Below are 26,535 nucleotides of genomic sequence, written 5' to 3' on the forward strand. Positions count from 1 at the left end.
AATAAGGCACCAAAAGAATGGGGAGAATTATTGGGTGATCAAGCTATAACAACAGCAATTCTAGATAGGATTCTTCACCGAGTAGAAATCATTCATTTAAATGAAGATAGTTATCGTATGAAGCATCGTTCTACCATATTTGGGGAACAAAGTGTTTCAAAATAACGAGCAAAAATTGTTTCATTCTACTTGACGGTCACACACTGTTTTTGTCATAGTAATAATTCCTAATAATTCGACAAAATCCTCCATTATTTAATAATTAATCTGCTTCATTCAATAATCAGCAGGTAAGCCCTGTATTCAATCAACTATAATTGTACAAGTCTTTAGATAAACAAAAACAAGTGGAAGTTTTTCCACTTGTTTTTGTTTATCGTTTGAAAGAAAATAAAAAAGGTTATCCAATTTCTTAATCATGGTCATTATAAAAAACTTCTTTCACAAGTCTGTTAATCATTAAATAGATATTAATCGTTTCTATTTTTAGCCCCATTTCTTGATTCATGAATATGATCAAGCCATTGTTTTTTTCTGGATTGTAAAGTGCTATAGAAAATACCCCCGGATCAGAACCAGTGTGTCCAATAATGTTTCCGCTATTCAATCTTTTCATAAAAATATCATCTAAAGCTGAATAACTCCATCCTAAAGCTTGCTTTCCATCGTTCGATTGGGGGCTTAGCATCTCTTTAATGGTTTCCGGTTTTAGTATGGCATTATCTTTATTTAGAGTGGACATACTCATAAGAAATTTACTAAAATCAACCACATTTGTCTTTAAAGAACCATCAGGATATGTTGGAAAAGAGTATTTTGGTAATTCTTTACTCCCATCATATGGTGCTGCAAAATTATCTGTTTTTACATCTTTATGAAGCCAATATGTTTGTGACATCCCTAACGGATTAAAAATGTATTGTTGAGAATATTGTTCAAATGGCAATTGACTAATTTGTTCAACCATATAACCTAATAGTCCGTATCCGACATTACTATACACAAAAGTGGTTCCTGGTTTATATTCTGTATAATTATTTTCCGCCGAATACCATTTCCCGTCTTTATTTAAGTATTCTTTAGAAAATTCACCGATTGAAATTTCAGAGTCTCCTCCACCATTATCAATCGTATAAAGACTGTTTAAAATATCCCAATTATCTTCAATTCCTGATGTATGATCCAATAACATTCGAACAGTTATCGGCTCATTTGAAAAATGGGGGTGTTCAACTGAAAACGGAAGATGCATGTTAATGTCATCATCCAAATTGATTTTTTTCTTTTCAATTAGTTGCATGATAGCGGTAGCTGTGACAACTTTTGATAATGACGCAATTTGAAATACGGTGTCTTGATTTACTTTTCTTCCTTCATTGATATTCGCATAGCCATAATTTATAAACCTCTCAACTTCGTTATTTTTTATGATAGCAATGGAAACACCTGGTACATTTGATTTATCTAGCTTATTATGTACAAAACGCTCTAAGTTTCCTGGGGTTGAAAAATCTACTTTAATTATGACTGCTATACTTGTAACTATTAGAACTAGAGCGATCAATGCTCCCAATATTTTAGTGATCTTAATAGCCATGCAAACACTCCTTTTTCTTAAAACAACTATGTTTATTTAATATACCATTTTTTTCTATTAACTAATGTTAAAGAATATTAAAGTTAACGTCAACTTTTCTTAGTATTTCATTCTACAAATCATAGTTATTAAGATTTCAAGACTCGTTAATCGGAAAATTACTAGATGGTCAGGATAGAACAAACAGGGGAAAATTTCAGATGAGGATATACTAGGTGATACGATAGATTTAAGGCAGTCGATCTGACGATTCACATTTATAATAAATGACCCCCGATAAGCTGTCGCGAAGGTTTTTATCCAGAGAATCAAATATGTAGCATTTATTGATCGTGCAATTAACTATTTTTAATGAAGCTATGTTATATATTCAAGGCGAGTTTTGAAAGCTTACTAAAAAACCGTTATTTTGAGTAATCTCAAAATAACGGTTTTCTTTCACTTTTCTTTTAACGGTTAAAAAGGATATTTTTTCTCAATATTAATTTTATGGAAATGGTTAATGACACTTGGTTTTTCCCTTACCGTAATTTTCAATGCTCCAAAGGGACAATTGTCAACACATGCACCACAAAGACTACAATCTCCAGCTCTCACGTATTCATTTTCTCTATTTATCGCAGGTTCTAAAATGTCAGGGTCAGCAAAGCAAACAGATCGGCATTTTGTACAGCCAACACAAAGATCATGGTTAAATTTTACTTGAAAGGCTCCCACTTTCCCAATCGATTGATAGAATCCACCAAGAGGACAGAAATATCGGCACCAGCCTCGCTTAGAGATAAACAACTCAAAGAGAACGATAGCCACGATTAACCATAAACCGATACCAAAGGTAAACAAAAGATTACGCATCGCGAATCCAATAGGTGAAATCATTTCAAAAACTGGGACTCCGAGAAAAAAGGACAGCAAAATAACTGCAATTGCATAGTATTTTTTATGCTGCCTCTCAAAACGCTGATCAGGAAGCTTGAAAAAATTCCTTATTTTATCCGTTAATTCTAATAACGTATTCAATGGGCAAATCCAACTGCAAAAAACTCTCCCACGTACAAACAAATAGAATAGAAAAATTAGGAGAGCGCCGCCGAGATAAACAAAGCTGATTTCCCTTGAAGCAAATAAAATTTGCAAGGCAGCAAATGGATCAGTCAATGTGATCCCGAAAAAACTTGATGAAGTAAGAGAGCCAAAAAAGAAATTATCACTCTCTACTTTGACGAAAAACAGTGGGGTAAGGAATAGAAATAGAATCCCCCACTGAACAAATCTTCTAGCAAGAGTCCATTTTCGAATGACTTTTGGTCTTTTAACCATTTTATCATCCCTATCTTAATGATTGATTATACGATGAAAGAGGTAAAATTTGAACTCCCTTATGTTCGGAAATACAGTGAGCCACACATTGTCCACACCCATTACAAACATCTTCATTGATGACTGGTTTCCCATTTTTTAATTGAATTGCTCCTTCTGTCTTACAAGCATAAACGCAATAGTCACACATGACATCCTTGTAGGCTAAGCAGATATGCTTTTGAATCGCTGCATAACCAATCTTTTTCGGAGCTTCTTCATTTAGGGCACCCGTTGGACATATATCAACACAGCGATTACATAAAGTACAGGGACTCTTGTTTGGATCAATAAAAGGCGTATTGACAAGTTTCGCACCATAGGAAATTGAAAATAAACTTATTATTCCTTCTGGACAGCTCTCCTTACAATCACCACATCTACTACAGGCCGTTATAAATTCAAGTTCATCAAGAGTACCAGGTGGGCGAAAGAAATCTCTCTCCAAGTCCAATTCATAGGTTAAGAGATTTCCTAAAAAACCGGCAGCAGCCTCCATATTCAATGAAAAAAAACGCCTTCGGTTCAATCTGTCGCTCATACATGATCAGCTTCTAGTTGACAATTAGGATCTTCTTCAAAGTTGCTATACACAAGGCAAATTGTTATGATTCCATCAATCTCTTTAAAGCTTTCTCCCAGTTGATAGCTTTGGTCCGCTGTATCTGTTTCCATCGTAATAATGATTTTATAATCCTGTTCTATATGATGCACTTCTACACCGTTTTTTTTCTCAAGCTCCTTCGCCACAAATAAAGCACGCCCAGGAACTGTTTCAATAAAGAGGCCAGAAATAACCATGTTCAAGTCTCCTTTCTGACAGATTTCATTCATACGCTGGTTGTATGGAAATCAGTTGTTCACTTCGCTAGTCTTCACTATTAAAAGCCGACTTCGTATCGTTCTGCTGTCCATGACATTGAATACAGTTATCTCTAAAAATCGGATTATTGATATTATTATCATAGTAATGGTCTTCTGGTATTTCTCTAGCACCAGTTGTTTCTGGAGTAGCATGGCAAGTTAAACAACTTTCATGACGTTGTTCCGGAATCCAGCGGTCAATATGATCCGCTGGTTGCATTGGAGGGGCACCAATAAGAACCATAGTTGCTGAATCTTCTCTTTCCTCCGAATTAAGCTGAGGAACCACGATCTCAACCGCTTCCCCGTCAAGTTCTTCACTTGCCTGTTCAGTTGAACCGATTTTAGATACTCCAATTGCTAATCCTACAATTAGAATAAATCCTAACACATAAACATATTCTTTACTCAAAGTGCACACCTCCACTATGCTTTCATAATTTTAACAGCACATTTTTTATAGTCTGGTTGTTTCGAAATTGGACAGTAAGCATCAAGAGTTACTAAATTAATTAGTGTTTCTTCAGCAAAGAAAGGAACGTATACTAGACCTTTAGGAGGGTTTCCTCTTCCTTTCGTAGTTGCCTTGACCTCAACCTCTCCACGTCGTGAAATGACTTTGACCATATCTCCTGTTTTAATTCCCATCGCTTCAGCATCCTCTGGATGAATCTCGCACAATGCTTCAGGCACCGCTCGATGCAATTCAGGCACACGTCTTGTCATAGAGCCGCTATGCCAATGCTCTAAAACGCGTCCTGTGCATAACCAAAATGGGTATTCCTGATCAGGAATTTCAGGTGCATCCTCAAACGGACGGAAGAAGACTGACGGACGATGATCTTCCGATTTATAAAAATCTATATCTTGATATTTGCCAACCTCTCCGAACTCTTCCACTCCGTATTGGTCGAAGCCCTCTTCCTGCTTTCCATGCACATAGCGCCAGTTCGTTTCAACCCATTCCCCATTTACGTTTCTTACCGGCCAGCAAATGCCATGTTGTTTGAAATATTCTTCATAAGGAGCCATTTGCTTCGCTTTTGTTTTTAATTTTTTCCCTAACTCTTGAATTTCTGGATTATCACTTTCATGGGGGTTCGTAAAGGCACGATACTCATCCCATAAAATTTTGTTTACTTCGTGTTGATCGGAAATGAGATCATTATTTGCGCTATCCCATATATTTCCGAACAGGACATCGAACGCAGGTTGATCGCCAATTTTTTTCCCTTCAAGAACTCTTTTGGCAATTTGCACAATAACCCAAAGATCCCATTTCGCTTCTCCCGGTGGTTCCGTACATTTTTCAAACACTGAGGTTCTTCGCTCAGCGTTGCCAAATTGTCCTTCCCTTTCGACCCACATTGCCGCTGGAAAAACAACATCTGCCAATTCCGTTGAGCGGGTAGGATACACTTCGGAAACAACAATAAATCCGTCTTTCACACCTTTACCATCTTCGTCGTTTCCTCTAAAGCGATTGAGTTTTGGTAATGTTTGTCCCCAATTGTTCGACATGCTCCATAAAAACTTCACATTGCCCTTTCCAAGTTCGCGGAACATTTTAATCGTATGATAGCCTGGTTGTTCAAGCGGATCCAAATATCCTTTTGGTAAATTCCAAATCAATTCAGAATAACGGCGATGTTCAGGATTTGCCACAACTAAATCAGCAGGAAGACGATGAGAAAACACGCCAACTTCCCTTGCTGTACCACACGCACTTGGCTGCCCAGTTAAAGAAAACGGTCCATTTCCAGGCTTGCTAATTTTTCCGGTTAATAAATGCAGATTATAAACAAGATTATTAATCCATGTCCCTCTCGTATGCTGATTCATTCCCATCGTCCATAAAGACATAATTTTCTTATTTGGATCAGCAAATTCTTTCGCCAATGCTTCAATATCTGCTGCCGGCACGCCAGAGATCTCTTCCGCCTTCTCTAACGTATATTCGCTTACCTTCTCTTTAAACTCATCAAAGCTTATTTCCCAAGCTTTATCAGCAACCATGCCGACTTCTGTACTGTCATAATCATCGTTGAGGGAATGGCCTAAATTTTCTGTTCCAGCTTTAAACTTCACATGTTCGTTGACAAATTTTTGGTCAAATTTTTGGTTGACGATTAAATAATTGGCAATGGCATTTGCGATCGCTAAATCGGATTGTGGTCGAAACTCCATCACAACGTCTGCCGTTTCTGATGTTCTCGACCACCTAGTCGTAATATCATAATGCTTTACGTCCGGGTTGCTTAATTTATGCGCTGTTAAACGGGAATACAAGACCGGGTGCATTTCAGCCATATTCGCGCCCCATGTGACAAAAACATCTGCTTCATCAAGATCACGATACGATCCCATCGGCTCATCGGATTGGAAAGTTGTCATAAAGCCAGTAACGGCACTAGCCATACATAATCTCGCATTGGGGTCGATATTATTGCTTAATAAACCAGCCTTCCAAAGTTTTACAGAGGCATATCCTTCCATAATCGTTTGCTGGCCAGAACCCCAAAAAGCAATTGACTTTGGATCCTTATCATAATTTTCTTTTAATTTACTTGCCACAAGATCTAAAGCCTCTTCCCACGTTGCTTCCCGGAACCCTTCCATCGTCCCTTTTTTTGATTTATCTTCACGAATGAGCGGCTTTGTTAAGCGATCCTTGCCAAACAGAATCTTACCTACATAAAATCCCTTAATACAATTCAAACCTCTGCTTGAACGATTATCTGGATCTCCCTTTGTAGCAACGACTTTACCATCTTTTACGCCGACGAGAACCCCACATCCAGTACCGCAAAAACGGCAAACGGTCGACTTCCATTCATCTGGCTCAACACTTTCTTGGGCGGTTACGGCTGTGCTATTTGATTTTTTATCCTCCTTTTTACATCCTGCTACAGCCAATGTCATCGAAATGGCTGTTGCTTTTAACAAACTTCTTCTTGTCAATTCCATTCGTTCTTTCCTCCCTTTTTTTAGGTAGTTAATTTCTACTTTCAGCCTACTTATCTCTTGAAATTAACTAGAGAGATTCAATTTTTTGGCTTTGTTAAACAGAATGATTGAAATACGATTTTGACTCATTTGTCTGAAAACTTAGTTTCAAAAACTTTCAATATAACTATAGTTTTCTGATTTCATAGAATCAGAAAAAAATGAGTAACGTATCAACGCCGACATATAACAAAGCCTATTTTTAAGTGAACTATACCCTTTGTTGGATAAGGACATTTTCACCAAAAACCTTCTTAAAATAATCCGCTATCTTCACGGGGCTTTACTTTAATTGCTACGGGATTATCGATGACACACCGTTGCTCGCAAATTCCGCAGCCCACACATTTTTCTTTATCAATCACAGGTGCAAAAATGGCATGGAGATTATCATCTGGCTTCATATGTATGTCGAGCTTAATCGCCTCATCTATTAATGGGCATTCCCGATAACAAACTTCACAGCGCATTCCCTGATAAGCAATGCAACTCTCCGTATCAATAACAGCAACACCAATATCAACATCGTGGACCGTTGAAATTCCTCTTAAAGCATCAGTTGGACAAACGTTCACACATGGAAAATCTTCACAAAGCATACATGGACTTTCTCTGGCAATAAAATACGGAGTTCCCATCCCAAGACCATGCTTTTCTGTCCCCATTTTAATCGAGTCATACGGACAAGCCTGGTTGCATTTACCACACCGAATGCATAACGCCATGAATTCATCTTCATCAGCAGCACCAGGTGGTCTGAGTACCTTTTTGCTACCTCCTTTCATTAAGTTGAGTAGCTCATAGGCAAGCAATCCGCCTATGCCCCATTTAATTAAGCCGATGCCTTTCATTTACTCACATCCTAAATGATCGGAATTTCCCTACCCACATCTTAATCACCTAAAATCGCATAAATCCGTGATATATTCCACAAAATGCAAATGTTCACAGTTTCATAACATTTCCGTAACGAAATTGATCCATATTTTGGTTGAAAAATATTTACTTAAAATGGAATTATTAATCTTATTGAAAAACATTTCACATGAATTTTAAATCCACGTTGTTATATAAAAAACTGAAGGAGGAGTAAAAAATAGAAGTTCACAATATATCCATAGTATTTTCCTTATTATTTTTTTATCTTTAATATGGGAGGTTACAAAATGAAGAAAATATATATTTTATGCGGTGTAATCGTAGCTCTTGCCATCACGGCTGGGATATCTTTTTTCCTGATTCGTGACAGTATGGCGAAAATACCAGAGAATATTGATTTAATCACGACGAACAATGAGGTATACAAATTTTCAGAGTCCGAAAAAAAGCTAAAACTAGTAGAATTTATGTACACAAACTGCCCTGATATTTGTCCTACTACAACCCTTAAAATGAATATGTTAAAAAAAGATTTGCAGGATGCTGGTGTATTTGGTGAAAAAGTCCAATTCATGACAATCACGATTGATCCGTACAAAGACACTCCTGAAGTTCTGCAGCAGTATATGTATAATTTTGATGTAGAAGATGATGGCAATTGGATTTTCCTAACAGGAGATCAAAATAATATTAAAGAAGACCTAAAAGAAATTGAAGAGTTAGCAAATACATTTCAATTTCAATATCGGGACCCAGGAGATGGTTTCTTCATTCATTCGACCTTTGTCTACCTTTTAGACGAGAATAATCGCTACATTAAGAAATATCCAATGGGAGAAGAATTTAATAGAGAAGACATATTTAAAAAAATCATGCAAAAAGTAAATTAAAGCATTAAAAAGGAAGCGGTCATAAAACACCGCTTCCTTTTTTCCTCTTTCATTCAGTTGCTTGGAGCCGTTTGTTGTTGAAGCATAAGTAGCGTCTTTCTTGGTTTTGTAATGCTAGCTTTTATTCCGGACTTTTTTAAACGATCGACAAGGTCTACTAGCTTCTTTTTATCCATGATAAAATCTCCTTTTACGTTCTTAATTATTTCTATTGTAACGAATAAATATGAATAAACTATGAAAAAATCGAAATTAATTCTTTTTTTTTTGGAAATTTTTAAAATGGATTCAATGAGCCTTTGGTTTTAACCTTAAAGTTTTCCCTTCGTTATTGTGTAATTTTGTTTCGTGATAGTCTCCAGTAACCCAGTTCTTTAATTGATTCTGATACCATTTATGAAATACATGTCCTGATTGTCCTGGTCCAACGAGATGGTAACCTGTTGTCTGCTTATTCATATCGATTACAAATCTCCAAGAACCCCCATGGTTAACTGTACCATCCTCCCTGAACGCGGCTGCCTGAACAGTAACAGCGCTTCCACCAACTGAAATTCTTCCTTTTTGATTGAACAAAAGATTTAATGGCTTAACAGTTGCCAACGGATGTGGAAAATAGATTTGATGGTAATCTCCCCACTGCCACTTTTCCATATTCTTTCCTTGTTGAGACTCTAAATTCGCTATAACTCGAAGTAAAGACTTTTCCAATACGTTAATGATTCCCTTATGCTCTTCTATCCATGGACCAGGCGTACCCTCAATAGCTCTTCGCAGGAGTTGATCCACTGCCTGACGTTTCCCCCTAAATAAGTCAAGTGTTTCTTGAGAAATTTCCTTTTCAAATAGAACTTTTGCGATTTCGTCCATCCATAAATTAAATAGGAGTGGTGCTGCTTGCTCTGGAGAATCGATATAATCCCATTCTTTTAATATTGATAGAGCTTGGGATACCTTATTATTACTCGATTTTTGTAACAAATCGATAAATGGAGGGACAAACTCCCTCGCTTGAATGTTCAGTTGATCCATTTGTAAATGCATCATATCCTCAACCTCGATCTGTTCAGTTGATGAGAGTACTTCTTGAATTCTCATTTGCCTATAGCCTTGCGCCCAATCATGACTAATATGATACGGATAATCATCCCCGACCACTTTATTATTAGCTGTTGAAATGAACCCATCTTCCGGATTGACAGTGCGTGGTAGCTTATCATATGGAATATAACCTACCCACCCGTATTCATCAGTCCATCCGGGGGCAGGCAACAGACCATTCCCTTTTTTACGAATCGGAATTTTTCCATTTGCTTTATAGGCTATCGTTCCATCTGTAGAAGCAAAGACGAAATTTTGTGCAGGTGTATGAAATCCTTCGAGCGCTTCTTCAAATTCTTCCCAGCTTCCAGCTTTATTCATATTAAGAACTGCCTCAAGCTCTGAAGACGGTTCAAGTGCGGTCCATTGTAATGATAAGACCGTTGCTTTCCCACTATCCGCTGCAAATTCCGACACGACTGGTCCATGCCTTGTGACCACCACTTCATATTCTACCGGGTCCTTATCCTTTACTAAAATTTTGTTTTTGATTACCGTTGCTTTTTCCCATTGATCATTATAAAGGAATTCATACGGGCTATCTGGGTTTCTTTTTTCAATGTATAGATCTTGAACATCAGGCCCTGTATTGGTAACCCCCCATGCAATTTGTTCATTATGACCAAGAATAATTCCCGGAATCCCAGCAAAAATAACACCGCTCACATTGACTGTTGGTGCTTCGAGATGCATTTGATACCAAATCGATGGTGTTGATAGTGATAAATGAGGATCGTCTGCAAGTATTGGTTTGCCAGACGCCGTTTTTGTGCCACTAACGACCCAATTATTACTGCCATTATATTCATGAGGAATGACTGCTTGAGCAAAACTATTTTCAATATTTAATTCATCCTTACCGATAATGTAAGGTGCCTCCTCAGGATAAGTCGGAAATAAATCCAATGCCTTTTCTTCTGAGAAATTTTGCAATAGATAATAACGAAACGCTTGACTTTCCCAATGGCCACCTAGGTCAAATGCCATATATTTACCAATCGTTAAAGAGTCGATCGGACTCCAATCTTCCGGCTCATATCCAAGAAGTTTGAATTCGAGCGGCCATTTTCCATTCTCACGCAGTTCATCTATATAAAGATTAACCCCTTCAGCAAACTTGGCGAGAACCTGCTTTGCCGTTTCTGAATATTGTTCATATGAGGCTTCTGCCGCTCGTCTTAAGCCTAATGTCAGAAAGTATTTATCGTTATTTAAAGCTGCCTCACCAACCACTTCACTTAGTTGCCCAGATGCTTGACGACGACTTAAATCCATTTGAAATAGGCGGTCCTGCGCTTGGGTATAACCTTGTGCTAAATACAAATCCTCCTCATTGTTCGCATGAATATGCGGTACCCCATGCTCATCGCGAATGACTTCTACTTTTTCTTGTAATCCAGATAGTTGAATCTCCCCTGCGATGGTAGGATGTGCTCTAATAATGTAAGCGTATAGTCCAACCGCTATTATGAATAAGCTTCCAATCAAGATCCCTGCTGACCAGATTAATATTTTTCTTCGCCGTTTTTCCCTTTTAACCTCATTTTGTAAAGTGATCTCCATCCTCTTCCCCCTTTTTTAACCTGCCCTTATCTATAAGCACCATTTTGAAAGCGCTTTTAAATAATATTCTTGATAAAAAGGGAATATCCTCTAGTAATTATTCCTTATAATATCGAAACCTTTATAAAAACTGTCCCCTTTAACTTTCTCTAGAAATAAGGTACAATACAGCAAGGTACAGTAGTAAAATAACTGTATTTTTATTAATTCAACGTATTTTTAAGCTAAAATGAGCCAAAATGGCATCGTCAAATATAACCTTATCTTAAAAACTAAGAAACGTTGAAATGCTTATAATGCTAATTTGGAGGATCGTAAATGATAACTGTAACGGATGTAAGTTTGCGATATGGTGATCGCAAGCTTTTTGAAGATGTGAATATCAAGTTTACACCTGGAAACTGTTATGGCCTTATCGGGGCGAATGGTGCAGGTAAATCAACTTTTTTGAAAATATTGTCAGGTGAAATTGAAGCACAAACAGGGAGCGTTCATTTAGGCCCTGGTGAAAGGCTTGCTGTTTTAAAGCAGAATCACTTTGAATATGAAGAGGAAGAAGTTTTAAAAGTTGTTATTATGGGGCACACTCGCCTTTATGAAGTCATGCAAGAAAAAGATGCTATTTATATGAAAGCTGATTTCACAGACGAGGATGGGATAAAAGCAGCTGAATTAGAAGGTGAATTTGCCGAGTTAAATGGTTGGGAAGCTGAGTCAGAAGCAGCAATACTTCTTAAAGGACTGGGAATCGAAGAAGAACTTCATACAAAAAAGATGGCTGATTTAACTGGTTCTGAGAAGGTAAAAGTCCTTCTTGCTCAAGCGTTATTTGGAAAACCAGATGTGTTACTTTTGGATGAACCAACAAACCACTTGGACATTAAAGCCATCCAGTGGCTCGAGGAGTTCCTCATCAACTTCGAAAATACAGTTATTGTCGTATCGCACGACCGTCATTTTTTGAATAAAGTCTGTACTCATATCGCTGATTTAGACTTTGGAAAGATCCAAATTTATGTCGGTAACTATGACTTCTGGTATGAATCAAGCCAATTAGCGCTGCGAATGGCCCAAGACCAAAATAAGAAAAAAGAAGAGAAAATTAAAGAATTGCAGGCTTTCATTGCTCGCTTTAGTGCTAATGCTTCTAAATCGAAACAAGCGACATCACGTAAAAAATTGCTTGATAAAATTCAATTAGATGATATTAGACCTTCTTCCCGTAAATATCCGTATGTTGGTTTTACACCGGAGCGCGAAATCGGAAACGATTTATTGAGAGTTGAAGGCATTTCGAAAACAATTGATGGTGTAAAAGTACTTGATAATATTAGCTTCATCATGAATAAGGATGATAAAATCGCCCTTGTTGGAACAAATGAATTAGCCAAAACTACGCTTTTTAAAATACTAATGGGAGAGATGGAGCCTGACAGCGGAAGCTTTAAATGGGGAGTCACGACCTCTCAAGCTTATTTTCCAAAGGACAATTCACAATACTTTGAGAACAGTGATCTCACTTTAGTTGATTGGTTGCGCCAATTCTCACCGAATGACCAAAGTGAAAGTTTCTTGCGTGGATTTTTAGGAAGAATGTTGTTCTCTGGAGAAGAAGTTCTCAAAAAAGCAAGCGTTCTATCAGGAGGAGAAAAAGTTCGTTGTATGCTTTCAAAAATGATGTTAAGCGGTGCTAACGTTTTACTTCTTGATGAGCCGACGAACCACCTAGATCTTGAATCCATCACTGCTTTAAATAACGGCTTAATTAATTATAAAGGCTCGATGATCTTCTCTTCCCATGACCATCAGTTTATCCAAACAATTGCCAACCGCATTATTGAATTAACACCAAGCGGAATGGTTGATAAACAAGTGACATATGATGAATATTTGGAAGATGAACAATTGCAAAAGCAAATTGCAGCCATGTATAACTAAAAAAACGGCTTTGCTCCTATCAAGTATAGGTTCAAAGCCGTTTTATGATTAACTTAACTGAATATCGGAAAAATGCTGATAAACACTGACCCGTTTATCGAAGGTAAGAAATTGCGTTACTTCATTTGGGACGATTACCGTTTTTATGCCAGCTTCAATAGCAGCTATACTACCATTCGCAGAATCTTCGATTGCAAGTGTTTCATGAGGCAGAACATCAAGCTCCTCCAACGCTTTAAGATAAAGTTCAGGGTTTGGTTTGACTTCAGATACATCATCCTTCGTTTTTATAACAGAGAAGGAGTCTCTTACCTTTACATGTTCTAATATATCTTCAATCCATTTTCGCGGAGAACTTGATGCAATTCCGACCTTCAAATTCATTGATTTCGCCTGTTTTATTAAATCGGCAGCGCCCTCTCTAAGTACAAGCTGGTCTTTTTGTTCCATGATCTTGCTTTTTATCTCCATTTCTAATTCAGTAAAATCAATTGTCGTTTTTGTTTGGGAATGAACATACGAATATAACGCCTCATCTGTTGTCCCTATTACTTTAGCAAACTCCTCTAACGGTAAATGAACTTCATATTTTTCCAGCAATACGTCTTTATACATTTTATACCACAACGTCTCTGTATCTACTAAAGTTCCATCAAAATCAAAAATGATCGCTTTAATCATTCAGAAAATCCTCCTTCTAAATAACATCAAAACACTTTTTCATTTTAACAAACTGCGAACTGGTTTTAAATCGATTGTTTCCATTATACTAAAAAGCATAGTATTTCATTAACGATATCGGAGAGGATTTCTTAAAACGCTTTATTATGTGACGCATTCATTATTTTTGAATCAATTGGATTTGAACATCTTTTTAAGCTCAATGATAAAAAATTTATGCCCATATCTTTTTCTTCCCTTATTTCGTTATTAGTCATGAGAGGTGCTAAAGGAGTGAAATGCATGCCAATGAATAGAAATATATCTGTGATGAGTGAAAAGCAAAAAGAAATTAATGAAACCTTAAGAAATCTCTATAAGGGGTTACAACCATACTGCCGCTTTTTAACGCGAAACAAATGGGATGGAGACGATCTTGCACAGGAATCTTTAGTGCGAGCTGTGCAAAATTATCCAGTTTCTCAATTACATCCATCATTACTAAAAAAAAATTGCGTTTCACTTTTGGATTGATATGATGCGCAAAAAAAAGATAATCGAGGTCGAATGGAGCTGCGATCAGCATAGTGAAGCAACTATCGATCCGTCAGCAACCTTGGAGACAGTGCAAAAGCTGCTGGAAAAATTAACACCGAAGCAGGCTGTCATTTTCTTTTTACATGAAGCGTTTTTATTTCGCATAAAGGAAATTGCTGAACTATTAAACATGACGGAAACAGGAGTTAAAGCGATTTTATACAGAGCGAGAAGACGTTTGGAAAAAGGCAACACAGCAGAAAATGACCCGAATTCGTTAAGCGAGAAGGATACTTCCGTACTTATCGAATTAATGTACCAATCTTTATTGGAAGAAGAGCCGCATGTTTTAATCGAACACCTTCCACATCTTCCTATGTTCACTCAAACAGAAGCACTATTCAGAACGAAGCATCATAACTCCCCTCTCCATATTTTTAGGATGGCAGCTTAAATTAAGGGAGGAAAATATTTTGACAACTATACCTTACGTCATTGAACAAACGAATCGAGGAGAACGATCTTACGATATCTATTCCCGATTATTAAAAGACCGAATCATCATGATCGGACAGCAAATTGATGATCAATTAGCCACCAGTGTGATTGCACAGCTATTATTTCTTGAATCAGAAAATCCGCAAAAAGACATTTCTCTTTATATTAACAGCCCTGGTGGTTCAACTACTGCTGGTTTTGCCATTTTTGATACAATGCAGTTGATAAAACCAGATATTAACACGATTTGCATTGGAATGGCTGCATCCTTTGGAGCGATATTGCTGCTTGCAGGCACAAAAGGAAAAAGGTATGCTTTGCCAAACAGCGAAGTAATGATCCATCAACCTCTCGGAGGAGCGCAAGGGCAAGCAACAGAAATCGAGATTTCCGCTAAAAGAATCTTAAAATTAAAAGAACATGTAAATCAGATCATTTCAGAACGCACAGGCCAACCAATAGAAAAGGTTGCTAAAGACAGTGACCGGGACTATTTTATGAACGCCAAAGAAGCACTGGAATACGGAATTATTGATGAAATAATTCAGAAATAGAATGAAAATAAAGACCATCCGTTATGATCTGCACCGCTAATTGTTAGCTACATCTCTAACCTTTGTGGTGCAGTTGATCATCACGGATGGTTTTTTTATCTTTATGAATGACGCTTTTTAGTCTTTTTACGTGCTGAAGATACACTTTTACCGTCGAGTTCAGTATTTGTTGTCCCTTGACCTTCCACTTGGCTAGAATTTAAACCAACGGTTGACGGATCTGCTTTCCGTTTTGTCATTTACATAACACCTCCATTGTTTACCTTCTCATGTTCAACATTTTTTATTCATTAAACTTTTTATATCTTGCAACAGAGAAGGACGGGTGAATATTATTTTGTGCTCTAACCCATTCTACTAATTGGAGGAGGTGTGAAGATGGCGAAAATTGGCGTGGAAGATTCTCTAACCAATATTCAAGATGCTCTTCGTGAAAAAGGTTATGATGTTGTTCAACTAAGTCAGGAGTCTGATGCGAGAGGATGCGACTGTTGTGTCGTAACAGGAATTGATTCAAATGTGATGGGAATGAACGATACAATCATCCCAGGTCCTGTTATCGAAGCTAACGGTCTAACCGCAGATGAAGTATGTGAAAAAATAGCACAAAATCTTAAATAATTCAAACGGATAACTAATTAATAGTCTTTACTGGCTGTAGACAAATTCAAAGATTTTCGAGTTTGTCTACAGCTTTTTTTGTTTTTTTACATGCATTCCCCCTTTCCGATCACTGTTCTCATAAATTTAAAGATAAACGAATCAGTTTTTAGACAAGTTCTCACTACCGTCATGCATATAGTAGTAGTGGACAACTTATAAAGGGGGATCTCCAATGCAATTCATTGTATTGAAAAAACGCTCTATCTTATTATTTGTACTCATTTTTGTTACCATCGCTGCAAGTTCTATTTGGCTGCTCTTCTCAAGGGAAACAGTCACCACTACCGCTCAAGGAGAACAGCTCAGAGATATACATCTCGTTACGACCGAATTTAAAACAAAAACAGACGATGGGAAGGAAATTGAAGCGTACCGATGGGACCCAGGAACCATTTATGTTGGCAAAGATGAAAAAGTTCTGCTTCGGTTATACGGTGTAAACGGCCATGAACATCCTTTTATTATTGAGGGCACAGATATTAAAGGTGTTGTCAAAAAAGGCGAAGAAACAACAGTGGAACTCCAGCTTAAAGAAGAAGGAGTCTACCGCCTAGTCTGCTTAACCCATCCAGATATGGGTAGCAATGGTCCAATGATTGCTAATATTGTCGTTGATTAGAAATTACGATGGGAGAGAGATGTATTTCTTCTCCCTCTTCTATTCTTCATTGCCTCCTCTTCTTCTTTCCACTTGATTTCATAAAATCTCCAATATTTTATTAACTTATATTACGTTTTTAACGTTACAATAATAGCAATGAACTTTATTTTTATATAACAGCTTCTATAAACCATTAGAAAGTTATAGTACAGATTCATATTTTCCCAGTTTGAATAAAATTTAAATATTGATGAAATCCTTTTGTTCACAATAAATTCACGAAAATATCATTTACATGTGATGATATTCACATAAAATCTGTTATACTTTAAATATAGTTAAATTGTATCAACTGTTATATTAACAAATAAAAATGACAGAGGTGTTTTTTTATGATGGAACAGTGGAAAGGATTTGCAAAAGGAAGATGGCAAGAAGAAGTGAATGTACGTGACTTTATTTTAAGGAACTTTACGCCATATGAAGGTGAAGACAGCTTTTTGGAAGGACCAACAGAAGCGACCTCTAAATTGTGGGAACAAGTTATGGATTTAACGAAGCAGGAACGTGAAAACGGCGGCGTTCTTGATATGGATACGAAAATCGTATCTACCATTACTTCTCATGGACCAGGATATTTAAATCAAAACTTAGAAAAAATCGTCGGCTTCCAAACAGACAAACCTTTCAAACGCTCTTTGCAGCCATTCGGCGGCGTAAGGATGGCAAGTCAAGCTTGCGAATCATACGGTTATGAAATGGATAAAGAAGTAGAAAGAATTTTTACTGACTATCGTAAAACCCATAATCAAGGTGTTTTCGATGCGTATACTGCTGAAATGAGACTTGCTCGTAAAGTAGGAATCATTACCGGTTTACCTGATGCATATGGAAGAGGTCGAATTATCGGTGACTATCGCCGTGTCGCCCTTTACGGGGTAGACTTCCTAATGGAGCAGAAGCTAAATGATTTTAATAATATGACTTCTGTTATGAGTGAGGACGTGATTAGACAGAGAGAAGAATTATCTGAGCAATATCGCGCTTTAAAAGAATTAAAAGAACTAGCGAAAAGTTACGGTTTTGACATTTCTAAACCTGCTCAAAATGCGACGGAAGCTTTCCAATGGCTCTATTTTGGATATTTAGCGGCAGTAAAAGAGCAAAATGGTGCAGCGATGAGCTTAGGACGAGTGTCTACATTCTTAGATATCTATATTGAAAAGGATTTAGAAAATGGTGTTCTAACTGAACAAGAGGCGCAAGAATTAGTCGATCATTTTGTAATGAAGCTACGTCTTGTCAAATTTGCTCGCACACCTGATTATAATGAATTATTCTCTGGAGACCCTACTTGGGTAACAGAATCTATCGGGGGCATGGCAATGGATGGCCGCCCGCTTGTGACAAAGAACTCATTCCGCTTCTTGCACACATTAAGAAACCTTGGTCCTGCTCCAGAACCTAATTTAACTGTATTATGGTCCACTCAGCTTCCTGAGAATTTTAAAAAGTTCTGTTCAAAGGTTTCGATTGAAACAAGTGCGATTCAGTATGAAAACGATGATATTATGCGTCCGGAGTACGGCGATGATTACGGTATTGCCTGTTGTGTATCTGCCATGGAAATCGGAAAGCAAATGCAATTCTTCGGAGCCCGTGCTAACTTAGCAAAAGCTCTTCTATACGCCATTAACGGCAACAAAGATGAGAAGCAGAAAGTTCAAGTTGGACCAGCCACTTCCCCAATTACTTCAGAAATTTTAAATTATGATGAAGTAATGGAAAAATTTGATCAAACGATGGAATGGCTTGCTGGGTTATATATTAATACTCTAAACATCATTCATTATATGCATGACAAGTATAGTTATGAACGCATTGAAATGGCACTTCATGACACAGAAATTTTACGGACGATGGCAACAGGAATTGCCGGATTAAGTGTTGTTGCCGATTCATTAAGTGCCATTAAATACGCTCAAGTAAAAGTAATTCGCGATGAAAATGGCTTAGCGGTAGATTTTGAAATTGATGGTGATTTCCCTAAATACGGAAATAACGATGACCGTGTTGACAGCATCGCCGTAAATATTGTTGAAAGATTCATGAAGAAATTACGCAAACACCCTACTTATCGTAATTCTCTTCATACGATGTCTATCCTGACCATTACATCAAATGTCGTTTATGGTAAAAAGACTGGTAACACTCCAGATGGACGTCGCGCTGGCGAGCCATTTGCTCCAGGAGCCAACCCAATGCATGGACGTGATACCAAGGGCACATTAGCATCCCTTTCTTCTGTCGCAAAATTACCGTACAGCTACGCGATGGATGGTATTTCTAACACATTCTCCATTGTACCTAAAGCATTAGGGAAAGAGGATGAAAGCCGCGTCAACAACCTTGTTAGCATATTAGATGGATACGCTGTAAAACAAGGGCATCATTTAAATGTCAACGTGTTTAACAGAGAAACATTATTAGATGCAATGGAACATCCTGAGGAATATCCACAGTTAACCATTCGTGTGTCTGGTTACGCAGTAAACTTTATTAAATTAACAAGAGAACAACAATTAGATGTCATTAATAGAACATTCCACGGTTCTTTGTAATTAAATCGTAGAGGAGTTGATTCATAACTCCTCTTTCAAAAAATTTTGAGCATGCGATAAAACGTGCTTTCCTAATTTGAAGGGAGATTAATCATCATGAACGGAAACATTCATTCAATCGAAACTTTTGGAACTGTTGATGGGCCAGGGATCCGCTACGTCATTTTCACACAAGGATGCCTTCTTCGCTGCCAGTTTTGCCATAATGCCGATACTTGGGAAATAGGAATTGGTAAGCAAATGTCTGTTTCCGAAATCATCGATGATTTAAAATCCTATTTACCATTCATTGAAGCATCTGGAGGAGGAATTACCGTTTCTGGCGGAGAACCACTTCTACAAATTCCATTTTTAATCGAATTATTTAAAGAATGTAAAAAATTAGGGATTCATACGACAATCGATTCTTCTGGCGGCTGCTTTTCGCATGCAGAACAGTTTCAGACGAATTTGCAAGAACTCCTTCAGTATACAGATTTAATTTTGCTGGATTTAAAGCATATCGACAGAAAGAAACATAAAAAACTTACTGGAATGGCTAATGACCATATTCTTGAGTTCGCTAAGTATTTATCGGCACATGAAATACCAGTATGGATTCGACATGTTCTTGTTCCGACAATCACAGATGATATCGATGACTTAAAACAATTAAGTGAATTTATCGGCACACTAAAAAATGTGCAAAAAGTCGATGTTCTACCCTATCATCAGCTTGGTGTCTATAAGTGGGAAGCTCTTGGCATGGAATATCCATTAAAGGGCATCGAACCACCTAGTAAGGAAAGTACGGCTTTTGCTCAAAAAATATTGAACGAAAAGCTAACATCAGAATAAAAACAGAGGGAGCGCCATCCAAATTTTTAAGTGCAAATTGTTCCTAAGATGGATGCAAATCTGTTTTCCCTTCGTGCTCAGCATCGTATAAACAAAAATAGGCAAGTTCAAAACGATAAAGAAACCTCCAGTACTAATCTAGCACCGGAGGTTTTCATCGTTGGGAGGAGCCTGAAAATGGTTAGGCTTTAGCTGATTGCAAAAGACTAGATCACTCATTAAATTCACAATAAACAATATTTATAACTTCCGAAACCTTAAAAAATGACCGTTGCCGATTTATGCGACAATGGGGATTTCTTAAGGTTATTATTATCCTCTGTCCAAGCCTACTCACAAATTCTTTTCTGCTAACTTTGAGCGTTTATTAAAGAAATTACTGCCATTTGTGATTAAGATTACTTAGCTCTTCGCTAATTATTTCCACCATTGATCAAACATTGTTGCTGGGAGCTGCCTTTTATGCTCTGTTAAAAGATAACGCTCTTCTATTTTCTTTGCTACTTCCTCTGATACTTCTTTTCCTTCTAAATAATCGTCTAATTGATCATACGTGATTCCAAGTTCCGTTTCATCAGCTTGCCCAGGTGTTTGATCAAGTAAATCCGCTGTCGGGACTTTCAAGTAAATGCTCTCATCAGCACCCAATTCTTTTAAAAGAGCTTTTCCTTGACGTTTTGTCAAACCTGATAATGGCAGTAAATCGGCCCCACCATCGCCATACTTTGTAAAAAATCCAGTAACAGCTTCTGCCGCATGATCAGTGCCAATAACTAAAAGATTAGCTTGTCCGCCAATCGCGTATTGGGCTATCATTCGCATTCGTGCTTTCACATTTCCTTTATGATAATCCCTTAATTCTTCTCCTTCGATACTCCTATCATATTCAACTTTGACGGCATCAACCGCATCCTTCACATTAAACGAGTAAGATTCATCAGGCCGAATAAACCTCAAAGCCTTTTGTGCATCATCTTCGTCCTTTTGCACACCGTAAGGAAGACGAACAGCAACAAACTTCACAGAAAATCCTTCAGTTCGTAGTTGCTCAACAGCAAGCTGTGCCAAGCGACCAGCTAATGAAGAATCCTGTCCACCACTTATCCCTAACACAAAACCGTTTGCCTTCGTTTTCTTTAGATACTCTTTAAGAAAATGAACTCGTTTTGTAATTTCCTCTTTAGGTTCTATTGCTGATTGAACGGATAGTTCCTTTATAATTCGCTGTTGTAGCTTTCTCACATGACTCTCCTCCTTATATCGTTGTTAAAGCTTTTTTTAGTACATCGTCCAGTATTTTAAATGGTACCGAGTCCTCAATTAAAAGTTCCTTATTTTAAAAAAGCGTCCTTTTTCAGCTTCGCTTGGACTTCTTGAATGTTCTTTATTTTATTGTCCCAACATTTTTGACTTAAATCGACAGGATATTCTTCTGGATTTAATGTCCTTTTATACTCTTCCCACAAGAGTTCAAGATTTTCATCAGCATAGCGTTGCATTTCCGAAATTGACGGAGACTGGTAAACAAGTTCTCCATCTGCAAAAATATCGTGATGCAATTCTTTCGCCACGAAGTTCGTAACAAATTTACTTACATAAGTGTGAACAGGATGGAACATTTTTAACGGTTCTTCTTCCTGCGGATTTTCATCCTCTAAGGCAATATAATCCCCTTCTGATTTATGATTAATGCTATTGATAATACGATACACCCTTTTTAAGCCTGGTGTTGACACTTTTTCTGGATTTCCACTGATTTTCATAGTATCCTGCATCACACCATTGTCATCTTCTATCGAAGCTAATTTATAAACAGCACCTAAAGCAGCCTGATCATAAGCTGTAATTAATTTTGTTCCGATCCCCCAAACGTTTATTTTCGCATCCTGTGCTTTTAAGTTCATGATCGTGTATTCATCTAGATCATTGGAAGCGACAATTTTCGCATTTGGGAATCCAGCCTCATCAAGCATTTTTCTTGCTTCTTTTGAAAGATATGCTAAGTCACCGCTATCCAAACGAATTCCGACAAAATTAATTTTATCGCCTAATTCCTTGGCAACCTTTATAGCATTTGGTACCCCTGATCTTAACGTATCATATGTATCAACAAGGAAGACACAGTTCTTATGACGACGTGCATATTTATGAAAAGCAGTGTATTCATCCTTATAAGCTTGAATTAACGAATGGGCATGCGTACCCGATACTGGAATACCAAATTTTTTACCAGCACGAACATTGGAAGTAGAATTAAAACCACCGATAAAAGCAGCTCTTGTCCCCCATATAGCAGCATCGAGTTCATGTGCTCTTCTCGTTCCAAATTCCATCGCTATTTCGTCACCAACAATATGCTTGATGCGAGAAGCTTTTGTTGCAATTAATGTTTGGTAATTCACAATGTTAAGCAGCGCCGTTTCAATTAATTGAGCTTCTGCCAAAGGAGCTTCAACGCGAATAAGTGGTTCATTGCCAAAAACAACTTCTCCTTCCACAACAGAACGGATATTCCCAGTAAAACGCAACGTTCTCAAATATTCGAGAAAGTCGTCTCCATAACCGGCCTCATTTTTCAAATATTCAAGATCACTCTCTGTAAAGCGAAATTGTTGGATATATTCAATTATTCGTTCAAGCCCTGCAAAAATGGCATAACCATTTCCAAATGGAAGCTTACGGAAGTAGACCTCAAAAACAGCTTTTCGATTGTGAATCCCATCTTCCCAGTATGTTTCAGCCATATTAATTTGATATAAATCTGTATGTAAAGTTAAGCTATCATCTTGATAGTGGTTACTCATAAACTTTGTCCTTCTTTCTTCTCCAATTCGATTGCCAAATAAAATATTTGAAAGCAATCGATTCATCATTAAAGCTATACGATTTTACCATTTAAACAACCTTTAATATGTTCCAACGCCCACCTATGTCCCACCTCATTAAAACTTGCAACAGCATTTTCATAAACAGTTATATTAAAACCTTTATTATATGCATCAACAGCAGTGTGCAACACACAAATATCTGTACAAACACCAACTAGATGTAATTCTGTAATTGCTCTTTCTCTTAATTTAATTTCCAGATCAGTTCCCGCAAAGGCGCTATATCTAGTCTTATCCATCCAATAAACATTTTCAAGCTCTTTGCTATCATGATAGAGCTTTTCTAAACCTCCGAACAAATCACGACCATTTGTACCTTCAATATTATGTGGCGGGAATAGCTTCGCTTCTGGATGATAACGGTCATCTCTTTTATGTAAGTCGATAGCAAAGACAACCAATTCACCTTGGTTAATAAATTCCTCTGTTATTTTTGTAATTTCTCTTTCTATTTTCTCGCCTGGCTCTCCACAAGGTAGAGCTCCAGTCACAAAGTCAACAGTATAATCGATATTTATTAACGCTTTTTTCAAAGCTTTCCCTCCCCAAATATGTTTTGTAAATCATTTTAACGTATTTAAGAAATTTTCACAATCATTCCTCACTAACGATAATTGGATTGACAAATATTTCTGTAAACCTTATAGTCTATATGTAAACCAAATTTATAAATAAGTTAACATTTGAAAGGAGCATATGATGAGTAAGGAACAGATCAAATTAAGATCCATGATTTTAACAGCTCTTTTTGCAGCAATCATTGGAATTATGGCACAGTTAACCATTCCGCTCCCACTTGTTCCCATTACTGGACAAACATTAGCAATTGGGTTGGCCGCAACTATTTTAGGTTCAAAATATGGAACTTTATCCGTTCTCTTGTATTTAGTAATTGGTTCTGCAGGAGTTCCTGTTTTTGCTGAGTTCTCTGCAGGAGTTTCAAAACTTATCGGACCGACAGGAGGATTTTTAGTTGGATTTCTTCCTGCTACTTTTATCATGGGGATATATTTAGAAAAGTTTGGCTTTACTTTTAAACATGCACTTATCGCTAATATCATGGGGATGTTCATCACCTTATTTTTTGGGACAATGTGGTTAAAGATTTCAGCAGATTTATCTTGGGTTGCTGCTTTTGCCAGTGGCTTTACACCATTTTTGCTAGTTGGAATCATCAAAGCTGGACTTGCTTCATGGATCGGTATTCTTATTAGAAAACGATTGATTCAAGCGAAACTGCTTTTTACAGCAAAAACGGATATGCAACGCTCTCTTTAAGATTTTAAAAGGAATAAACGCGTGATCTAGATAAAGTATGAAACCTTTGCCAAAGTAAATCGTATAAATAGTTAAGTTGCATTTACATCTTTCACCTCTTATACTGAAAGATAGTGCTTCTCATTATCGAGGTGAACTTATGCTAGAATCCTTGTTTGATTTTATTAGCCTTTCGGCACTTTATACGATGTATGCCGGCTTATTCCTTATTTTGCTCGATCTAATTTGGATCTGGAATATCGAATATCAATTTATCGCTTCCCAGCAACTAGATAATGAACATGGATTGCTTCCTGTTGGCACCCATCTTTTCAATGCAAATCCATCCTTTCATTATATCTTGATTTGGGTTATGAGATATATTAGAAAAAAAACAGGAACTCCAGATGAGGACGACAGTCGCGCTATTTCATTATTAATAGCAGACTAGTACTCATACTGGAGGTTCAGAATGAAATATAAATTAAAAATATTAGTTGTTTTATTATTTACGGTTATCTTTTTATCTGCTTGTTCTGCACAGAACGGAAATAGTGAAGGTTTCTTTCACACTTTTCTTGTCGTGCCTTTTGAAAATTTAATTCATACAACTGCCAATTTATTTGGAGGGAATTTCGGTTTATCGATTATTTTTATTACATTGATTATTCGGCTTATCCTTATGCCAATGATGCTTAAACAAACGAAAAAGCAACGGGCTATGAAAATAAAAATGGATGCGATGAAACCGGAGCTTGATGCCATTCAAACAAAGTTAAAGAAAACAAAAGACGTAGCAGAACAACAAAAGCTTCAGCAAGAAATGTTTGCTCTATATAAAAAACATAATGTTAATCCATTATCGATAGGATGCTTGCCTCTCTTAATTCAAATGCCTATTCTGATCGGATTCTATTATGCAATAAGAGGTTCTGCTGAAATAGCCAGCCATTCTTTCTTATGGTTCAGCCTTGGACAACCGGACATTTGGCTAACAGCGATTGCTGGTATTGTTTACTATTTGCAGTTTAAAGTTTCCTTAGCAAATATGCCGAAAGAACAGCAAAAGCAAATGAAAATAATGGGCTTACTTTCACCAGTGATGATCGTTTTTGTTTCATTAAATGCTCCAGCTGCTCTTCCCCTCTATTGGGCTATTGGAGGAGGCTTTCTAATTATCCAAACTTTAATAGCAAAATTTTTATATAAAAAAGAGGAATCGATTGCTGTCACAAACCAACAATAAATTAAGAGGGTGTCTTTCAGACATCCTCTTAATTTATTGCCAAGACATAGCCATAAAAAGCCAGCAGCACACCAATTAGGTACGTAATTCCTATATAAAGAACTCCTGTAAAGATGCGTTTTTCATTTAACAGTTGCATTGCTTCTACATTCATTGTAGAAAAGGTGGTAAAGGCTCCCAAAAAACCAACACCAAATAATGAATATATATGTTCTGAAGCTCCTGCAAATAAGTATCCAAGAAAAAAGGAGCCGATTAGATTGACAATTAAGGTTCCTAGTGGTAATTTTGTTAGCTTTAGCCTTTTTACAACATTTCCAATCCAAAATCTACTTATCGCACCGAAGAAGCCACCAACCGCAACCAATCCCCATCCGATCATTAAGAATCCACCTGCTTATGCCCAATTTTTAACCCTGCGTATCCAAAAAAGAGACCACCAATCATACTAATCGTGACGTATAAGAATAGAGCCATGATCGCATCATTTTCCCATAAAAATAAAACATCTACACTTAATGTCGATAAGGTGGTAAAAGAACCAATCATTCCTGTTCCAATTCCTCTAGCTAACGAAGGATTCGTCTGATAAAGTATATGAGAAGTGAACCATCCTAAAAAGAAGGCTCCTACTAAATTTACTGCGACGGTACCGTATGGAAAAGCATTTCCAAAGAAATAGAGCGTTATCAATGAAATGAAATATCGCAATAAACTTCCAACCGCCCCACCAATCCCGACATATAAATAAGCCTTCAATATATATCCACCTCTATGTTGAAATAAAAACATCACAATTCCATCAATTATTCATTCTAAAATATCATAATATATTTTAACATCTTCTAGACAATATATTTTCTTTATTTCATCGATTGTCAACCCTTTATAAACGTCCTTCATGTGTTCTCTTTATCTGCTTCATAGATATTTCCCGCATTAATTCTTATATATTGAATCAAATTATTAAAACCAT

General features: G+C 37.1%; 29 protein-coding genes. 13 read left to right on the forward strand and 16 right to left on the reverse strand.

Annotated features, from left to right (window positions below):
* Positions 1 to 165, forward strand: a 165-nt coding sequence (locus PZE06_RS16865) for an ATP-binding protein (protein ID WP_033369568.1), incomplete at its 5' end; no start/stop codon positions are given.
* Between the two features lie 247 nt (positions 166 to 412).
* On the opposite strand, the gene PZE06_RS16870 is transcribed toward PZE06_RS16865, so the two are convergent.
* The 7 genes from PZE06_RS16870 to PZE06_RS16900 form a co-directional block, all read right to left on the reverse strand.
* Positions 413 to 1,597: a serine hydrolase domain-containing protein gene (locus PZE06_RS16870; RefSeq protein ID WP_150949037.1), complete on the reverse strand. Its 1,185-nt coding sequence runs from the start codon at positions 1,595 to 1,597 to the stop codon at positions 413 to 415.
* 456 nt (positions 1,598 to 2,053) lie between these two features.
* Positions 2,054 to 2,917 carry a NapH/MauN family ferredoxin-type protein gene (locus PZE06_RS16875; RefSeq protein ID WP_150949034.1) on the reverse strand — a complete coding sequence of 288 codons (864 nt, stop codon included), beginning with the start codon at positions 2,915 to 2,917 and terminating at the stop codon, positions 2,054 to 2,056.
* Positions 2,918 to 2,927: 10 nt separating this feature from the next.
* Positions 2,928 to 3,485 (reverse strand): 4Fe-4S dicluster domain-containing protein, encoded by a 558-nt coding sequence (locus PZE06_RS16880; RefSeq protein ID WP_225310719.1) that lies wholly within the window; start codon positions 3,483 to 3,485, stop codon positions 2,928 to 2,930.
* A gap of 8 nt (positions 3,486 to 3,493) precedes the next feature.
* Positions 3,494 to 3,757 (reverse strand): chaperone NapD, encoded by a 264-nt coding sequence (locus PZE06_RS16885; RefSeq protein ID WP_150949029.1) that lies wholly within the window; start codon positions 3,755 to 3,757, stop codon positions 3,494 to 3,496.
* A 67-nt stretch (positions 3,758 to 3,824) separates the two neighbouring features.
* Positions 3,825 to 4,232 carry a nitrate reductase cytochrome c-type subunit gene (locus tag PZE06_RS16890; protein ID WP_150949026.1) on the reverse strand — a complete coding sequence of 136 codons (408 nt, stop codon included), beginning with the start codon at positions 4,230 to 4,232 and terminating at the stop codon, positions 3,825 to 3,827.
* Positions 4,233 to 4,246: 14 nt separating this feature from the next.
* Positions 4,247 to 6,787, reverse strand: coding sequence for a nitrate reductase catalytic subunit NapA (gene napA, locus PZE06_RS16895; RefSeq protein ID WP_150949023.1), 2,541 nt, complete (start codon positions 6,785 to 6,787; stop codon positions 4,247 to 4,249).
* A gap of 293 nt (positions 6,788 to 7,080) precedes the next feature.
* Positions 7,081 to 7,677: a 4Fe-4S dicluster domain-containing protein gene (locus PZE06_RS16900; protein ID WP_150949020.1), complete on the reverse strand. Its 597-nt coding sequence runs from the start codon at positions 7,675 to 7,677 to the stop codon at positions 7,081 to 7,083.
* Between the two features lie 315 nt (positions 7,678 to 7,992).
* Between PZE06_RS16900 and PZE06_RS16905 the strand changes: the two genes are divergently transcribed.
* On the forward strand, positions 7,993 to 8,595 hold the full coding sequence (locus PZE06_RS16905) for an SCO family protein (protein WP_150949017.1): 603 nt from the start codon (positions 7,993 to 7,995) through the stop codon (positions 8,593 to 8,595).
* A 53-nt stretch (positions 8,596 to 8,648) separates the two neighbouring features.
* Here the strand turns inward: PZE06_RS16905 and PZE06_RS16910 are convergent, their stop codons facing one another.
* On the reverse strand, positions 8,649 to 8,771 hold the full coding sequence (locus tag PZE06_RS16910) for a hypothetical protein (protein WP_263641566.1): 123 nt from the start codon (positions 8,769 to 8,771) through the stop codon (positions 8,649 to 8,651).
* Between the two features lie 112 nt (positions 8,772 to 8,883).
* A complete protein-coding gene (locus PZE06_RS16915; protein WP_150949014.1) occupies positions 8,884 to 11,259 on the reverse strand; it encodes a penicillin acylase family protein in 2,376 nt (791 codons plus the stop codon).
* A gap of 318 nt (positions 11,260 to 11,577) precedes the next feature.
* Between PZE06_RS16915 and PZE06_RS16920 the strand changes: the two genes are divergently transcribed.
* On the forward strand, positions 11,578 to 13,197 hold the full coding sequence (locus PZE06_RS16920; protein WP_150949012.1) for an ABC-F family ATP-binding cassette domain-containing protein: 1,620 nt from the start codon (positions 11,578 to 11,580) through the stop codon (positions 13,195 to 13,197).
* 48 nt (positions 13,198 to 13,245) lie between these two features.
* On the opposite strand, the gene PZE06_RS16925 is transcribed toward PZE06_RS16920, so the two are convergent.
* Positions 13,246 to 13,878: an HAD family hydrolase gene (locus PZE06_RS16925; protein WP_150949009.1), complete on the reverse strand. Its 633-nt coding sequence runs from the start codon at positions 13,876 to 13,878 to the stop codon at positions 13,246 to 13,248.
* 282 nt (positions 13,879 to 14,160) lie between these two features.
* Here PZE06_RS16925 and PZE06_RS16930 point away from each other — a divergent pair, with 282 nt between their 5' ends.
* Genes PZE06_RS16930 through clpP form a run of 3 tightly spaced genes read left to right on the forward strand, consistent with a single transcriptional unit; the run spans position 14,161 to position 15,446 of the window.
* Positions 14,161 to 14,391 carry a hypothetical protein gene (locus tag PZE06_RS16930; protein ID WP_150949006.1) on the forward strand — a complete coding sequence of 77 codons (231 nt, stop codon included), beginning with the start codon at positions 14,161 to 14,163 and terminating at the stop codon, positions 14,389 to 14,391.
* A gap of 4 nt (positions 14,392 to 14,395) precedes the next feature.
* Positions 14,396 to 14,848 (forward strand): sigma factor-like helix-turn-helix DNA-binding protein, encoded by a 453-nt coding sequence (locus tag PZE06_RS16935; protein ID WP_191963267.1) that lies wholly within the window; start codon positions 14,396 to 14,398, stop codon positions 14,846 to 14,848.
* 19 nt (positions 14,849 to 14,867) lie between these two features.
* The gene (gene clpP / locus PZE06_RS16940; RefSeq protein WP_095306213.1) at positions 14,868 to 15,446 is read left to right on the forward strand and encodes an ATP-dependent Clp endopeptidase proteolytic subunit ClpP; all 579 of its coding nucleotides are present in this window, start codon (positions 14,868 to 14,870) and stop codon (positions 15,444 to 15,446) included.
* Positions 15,447 to 15,547: 101 nt separating this feature from the next.
* Here the strand turns inward: clpP and PZE06_RS16945 are convergent, their stop codons facing one another.
* On the reverse strand, positions 15,548 to 15,685 hold the full coding sequence (locus tag PZE06_RS16945; protein ID WP_095306214.1) for a YuzL family protein: 138 nt from the start codon (positions 15,683 to 15,685) through the stop codon (positions 15,548 to 15,550).
* A gap of 139 nt (positions 15,686 to 15,824) precedes the next feature.
* On the opposite strand from PZE06_RS16945, the gene PZE06_RS16950 reads away from it, so the two are divergent.
* The 4 genes from PZE06_RS16950 to pflA all read left to right on the forward strand — a co-directional run bounded on the left by PZE06_RS16950 (position 15,825) and on the right by pflA (position 20,168).
* Positions 15,825 to 16,067, forward strand: a complete 243-nt coding sequence (locus PZE06_RS16950; protein WP_150949000.1) for a YkuS family protein — start codon at positions 15,825 to 15,827, stop codon at positions 16,065 to 16,067.
* 214 nt (positions 16,068 to 16,281) lie between these two features.
* Complete coding sequence (locus tag PZE06_RS16955) at positions 16,282 to 16,728, forward strand: cupredoxin domain-containing protein (RefSeq protein ID WP_150948998.1); 447 nt, start codon at positions 16,282 to 16,284, stop codon at positions 16,726 to 16,728.
* A gap of 377 nt (positions 16,729 to 17,105) precedes the next feature.
* Complete coding sequence (gene pflB / locus PZE06_RS16960; protein WP_150949039.1) at positions 17,106 to 19,331, forward strand: formate C-acetyltransferase; 2,226 nt, start codon at positions 17,106 to 17,108, stop codon at positions 19,329 to 19,331.
* A 96-nt stretch (positions 19,332 to 19,427) separates the two neighbouring features.
* Complete coding sequence (gene pflA / locus PZE06_RS16965; RefSeq protein WP_150948995.1) at positions 19,428 to 20,168, forward strand: pyruvate formate-lyase-activating protein; 741 nt, start codon at positions 19,428 to 19,430, stop codon at positions 20,166 to 20,168.
* 417 nt (positions 20,169 to 20,585) lie between these two features.
* Here pflA and nadE read toward each other — a convergent pair whose 3' ends face one another.
* From nadE to PZE06_RS16980, 3 genes are all read right to left on the reverse strand, one after another.
* Entirely contained in the window at positions 20,586 to 21,410 is an 825-nt protein-coding gene (gene nadE / locus PZE06_RS16970; protein WP_150948992.1) for an ammonia-dependent NAD(+) synthetase, read from the reverse strand.
* A gap of 89 nt (positions 21,411 to 21,499) precedes the next feature.
* Positions 21,500 to 22,972 (reverse strand): nicotinate phosphoribosyltransferase, encoded by a 1,473-nt coding sequence (locus PZE06_RS16975; protein ID WP_150948989.1) that lies wholly within the window; start codon positions 22,970 to 22,972, stop codon positions 21,500 to 21,502.
* A gap of 74 nt (positions 22,973 to 23,046) precedes the next feature.
* Positions 23,047 to 23,589 (reverse strand): cysteine hydrolase family protein, encoded by a 543-nt coding sequence (locus PZE06_RS16980; RefSeq protein ID WP_150948986.1) that lies wholly within the window; start codon positions 23,587 to 23,589, stop codon positions 23,047 to 23,049.
* Positions 23,590 to 23,755: 166 nt separating this feature from the next.
* Between PZE06_RS16980 and PZE06_RS16985 the strand changes: the two genes are divergently transcribed.
* From PZE06_RS16985 to yidC, 3 genes are all read left to right on the forward strand, one after another.
* On the forward strand, positions 23,756 to 24,334 hold the full coding sequence (locus PZE06_RS16985; RefSeq protein WP_150948983.1) for a biotin transporter BioY: 579 nt from the start codon (positions 23,756 to 23,758) through the stop codon (positions 24,332 to 24,334).
* 139 nt (positions 24,335 to 24,473) lie between these two features.
* The gene (locus PZE06_RS16990) at positions 24,474 to 24,764 is read left to right on the forward strand and encodes a hypothetical protein (protein WP_150948980.1); all 291 of its coding nucleotides are present in this window, start codon (positions 24,474 to 24,476) and stop codon (positions 24,762 to 24,764) included.
* A gap of 21 nt (positions 24,765 to 24,785) precedes the next feature.
* The gene (yidC, locus tag PZE06_RS16995) at positions 24,786 to 25,559 is read left to right on the forward strand and encodes a membrane protein insertase YidC (protein ID WP_150948977.1); all 774 of its coding nucleotides are present in this window, start codon (positions 24,786 to 24,788) and stop codon (positions 25,557 to 25,559) included.
* A 28-nt stretch (positions 25,560 to 25,587) separates the two neighbouring features.
* Here the strand turns inward: yidC and crcB are convergent, their stop codons facing one another.
* Together crcB and PZE06_RS17005 are read right to left on the reverse strand one after the other, a co-directional pair.
* Positions 25,588 to 25,941, reverse strand: a complete 354-nt coding sequence (crcB, locus tag PZE06_RS17000) for a fluoride efflux transporter CrcB (protein ID WP_150948974.1) — start codon at positions 25,939 to 25,941, stop codon at positions 25,588 to 25,590.
* A complete protein-coding gene (locus PZE06_RS17005) occupies positions 25,941 to 26,318 on the reverse strand; it encodes a fluoride efflux transporter FluC (protein ID WP_150948971.1) in 378 nt (125 codons plus the stop codon). Before PZE06_RS17005 ends, crcB begins: the two co-directional genes overlap by 1 nt.
* Between the last annotated feature and the right edge of the window lie 217 nt (positions 26,319 to 26,535).

This window comes from Robertmurraya sp. DFI.2.37 (assembly GCF_029211245.1).
GTDB lineage: Bacteria > Bacillota > Bacilli > Bacillales > Cytobacillaceae > Robertmurraya > Robertmurraya methanolica_A.